We start from the raw sequence: 3,075 nt of genomic DNA on the forward strand, positions 1-3,075 counted from the left end.
CCCCGGGCCGTTGGGGGCGGCGCCGCTGCCGTTTGTCCGGGGGCAGGGGCCCCGTGGCGGGTACCTGGACTATCTGGGCGGGTCAGACCTTGACGATCTGGGCGTCGCCCTGCCCGCCGCCGCCGCACAGCGCGGCCGCGCCGATGCCGCCGCCACGGCGCTTCAACTCCAGCGCCAGGTGCAGCACGATGCGCGCGCCGGACATGCCGAGCGGGTGACCGATGGCGATGGCGCCGCCGTTGACATTGACCTTCGCCGGGTCGATGCCCAGCTTGCGGGTCGAGGCGATGCCGACCGCCGCGAACGCCTCGTTGATCTCCACCAGATCCAGATCAGCCGGCGAGATGCCCTGCTTGGCGCAGGCCTTGGCGATCGCGTTGGCGGGCTGGTCCTGCAGAGTCGAGTCGGGACCGGCCACCACGCCCGCGGCGCCGATCTCGGCGATCCAGCTCAGGCCGAGCTGCTCGGCCTTCTCCTTGCTCATCACGACGACCGCGGCCGCGCCGTCGGAGATCTGCGAGGCCGAGCCCGCGGTGATGGTGCCGTCCTTGCGGAAGGCAGGGCGCAGCGAGGCCAGCGACTCCGCGGTGGTGTTGGCGCGGATGCCCTCGTCGGAGGTCACCATGACCGGATCGCCCTTGCGCTGCGGCACCGCGACCGGGACGACCTCCTCGTCGAAGACGCCGTTCTTCCACGCCGCCGCCGCGCGCTGGTGCGAGGCCGCGGCGAAGGCGTCCTGGTCCTCGCGGCTGATCGGGTCGCGGTCGTTGCCCTGCTCGGTGAGCAGGCCCATCGCCTGGTCGGTGAAGATGTCGTGCAGGCCGTCGTAGGCCATGTGGTCGCGTAGGTTCACATCGCCGTACTTGAAGCCCTCGCGGCTCTTCTCCAGCAGATGCGGCGACTGGCTCATCGACTCCTGGCCGCCCGCCACGATGATCTCGTGCTCGCCGGCGCGGATGAGCTGGTCGGCCAGGGCGATGGCGTTGATGCCCGACAGGCAGACCTTGTTCAGGGTCAGCGCGGGCACGTCCATCGGGATGCCGCCTGCCACCGCGGCCTGACGCGCCGGGATCTGACCCGCGCCCGCGGTCAGCACCTGCCCCATGATCACGTACTCGACCAGCTCGGGCGCCACGCCGCCCTTCTCCAGAGCCGCCTTGATGGCGAAACCACCGAGGTCCGAACCCGAGAAGGACTTCAGACCGCCGAGCAGCCGGCCGACCGGCGTCCTGGCGCCGGAGACGATGACGGAAGTGGTCACGACGAGCCTCGCATTCCTCGCGGCCTCGCCGGCGCGCGGCGGGGCCCGATCTTCGAAAGATCGATGTCGACAGGGTTCTACCCCACGGTAGCCGGTCATCCGCACCGGACATCGCGCAGGTGGAGCGCTACCGTCGAGGTGTGAGCAACGCAAACGAGACTTCCTTCATCCCCGGCGACTACGTGGTGGCCGTCGACCACGTCGGCGTGGCCGTGCCCGATCTGGACGCCGCCATCGCCTGGTACGCCGAGAACCTCGGCATGATCGAGACCCACCGGGAGATCAACGAGGCCCAGGGCGTGCACGAGGCCATGCTCTCGTTGCCCGGCGCCCCCGACGGCGCCACCGCCCTGCAGTTGCTGGCGCCGCTCGACGAGACCTCCACCATCGCCAAGTTCATCGATCGCAGCGGACCGGGCCTGCAGCAGCTCGCCTACCGCGTCACCGACATCGACGCCGTCTCCACCTACCTACGCGAGCGCGGGCTGCGTTTGCTGTACGAGGCCCCGCGCCGTGGAACCGCCGATTCCCGCATCAATTTCATCCACCCGAAGGATGCTGGCGGTGTGCTGGTCGAGCTGGTCGAACCCAACCCGGATGTTACGCACTAGTATCGCCGTCGGAGCGGGGAAAGTCGGACAGTTCACATTCGCGGTCGAGTCACCATCACCCGGTGACAGGCTGTAGTTTGTGTGCCATGTCGTCACCTGAGTCCGATCGCAATCGCTTCGTCGCGTTGCCCTTCACCGTCGTTCGGAAGGGCTATGCGCAAGACGAGGTGCGTAACTACTTCGACCGTTTCGATGCCGAGCTGAGGGTCACGGCCACCGACCGCGATGCCGCCGCGGCCCAGGCCCGTAATCTCGCCGCGCAGCTCGAGGACGCGCGGGACGAGATCGACGAGCTCCGTAAGGAAGTCGATCGCCTGTCGGTCCCGCCGACCACGGCCGAAGGCATGTCCGACCGCATCTCCCGGATGCTGCGCCTGGCCTCCGACGAGGCCAGTGAGGTCAGGGCCCTGGCCCAGGCCGAGGCCGCCGAGATGGTGTCGATCGCCGAGCAGCAGGCCGCGGAGATGCGCGGCAAGTACGAGTCGCTGCTGGCCGAGACCAAGGAGAAGCGCGAGGCGCTCGACATCGAATACGAGCAGACCCTCGCCAACGCCCGCACCGAGTCGGCGAAGATCATCGAGGCCGCACAGGCCGAGGCCGAGCGCATCCTCAAGGAGGCCGAGGCCAAGCGCAAGGCGGCGCAGCAGGACTTCGAGGTCACGATGTCCGAGCGGCGCACCAAGCTCACCCGCCAGATGGAGGAGCTGGAGGCCACCAGCCGCGCCGAGGCCGCGCAGCGGATCAAGGACGCCACCGACGAGGCCAACCGTCTCATCACCTCGGCGACCCAGACCTCCGAGCGCAAGATCGCCCACGCCAAGGAACTGGCCGAGGAGATGCGCGTGCTGCGCGGCCGGGTGCTGGCCCAGCTGCTCGGCATCCGTGGTCAGCTCGACTCGGTTCCGGCCATGCTGGCCGCGGTCAACCGGGAGAGCGAGCTGCTCGACGGCGTGCCGGAGCAGCGCAAGATCGGTGGCGGCCAGCCGAAGTCGGTCGGCGCCCGCACCACCAAGGCGATCCCCGAAGCGGCCGCCGAGGACGAGGACATCGAAGCCGACGAGCGCGAAGCCGCCGATATCGCCAACTGACCCGGATCACTCCGAAAGGCGACGACGCGGTCATCTCCACAGTTCAGCCCTGAAGGGGGGCGCCGGGGGGGGGGGGGGGGGGGGGGGGGGACGGGAGGTGGTGTACGGCGGGGGC

Annotated in this window: 3 protein-coding genes; 2 read left to right on the forward strand and 1 reads right to left on the reverse strand. The window is 69.6% G+C overall.

The window, feature by feature from the left end; genetic code table 11:
• Positions 1–82 precede the first annotated feature (82 nt).
• Positions 83–1,261 carry an acetyl-CoA C-acetyltransferase gene (locus tag QH283_RS08060; RefSeq protein WP_280502392.1) on the reverse strand — a complete coding sequence of 393 codons (1,179 nt, stop codon included), beginning with the start codon at positions 1,259–1,261 and terminating at the stop codon, positions 83–85.
• A gap of 140 nt (positions 1,262–1,401) precedes the next feature.
• Between QH283_RS08060 and mce the strand changes: the two genes are divergently transcribed.
• Together mce and QH283_RS08070 are read left to right on the forward strand one after the other, a co-directional pair.
• Entirely contained in the window at positions 1,402–1,872 is a 471-nt protein-coding gene (gene mce / locus QH283_RS08065; RefSeq protein WP_280502393.1) for a methylmalonyl-CoA epimerase, read from the forward strand.
• Positions 1,873–1,958: 86 nt separating this feature from the next.
• The gene (locus tag QH283_RS08070; RefSeq protein WP_280502394.1) at positions 1,959–2,960 is read left to right on the forward strand and encodes a hypothetical protein; all 1,002 of its coding nucleotides are present in this window, start codon (positions 1,959–1,961) and stop codon (positions 2,958–2,960) included.
• The last annotated feature ends 115 nt before the right edge of the window (positions 2,961–3,075 follow it).

The sequence above is a fragment of the Nocardia farcinica genome (assembly GCF_029867845.1).
Taxonomy (GTDB): Bacteria; Actinomycetota; Actinomycetes; order Mycobacteriales; family Mycobacteriaceae; genus Nocardia; species Nocardia farcinica_A.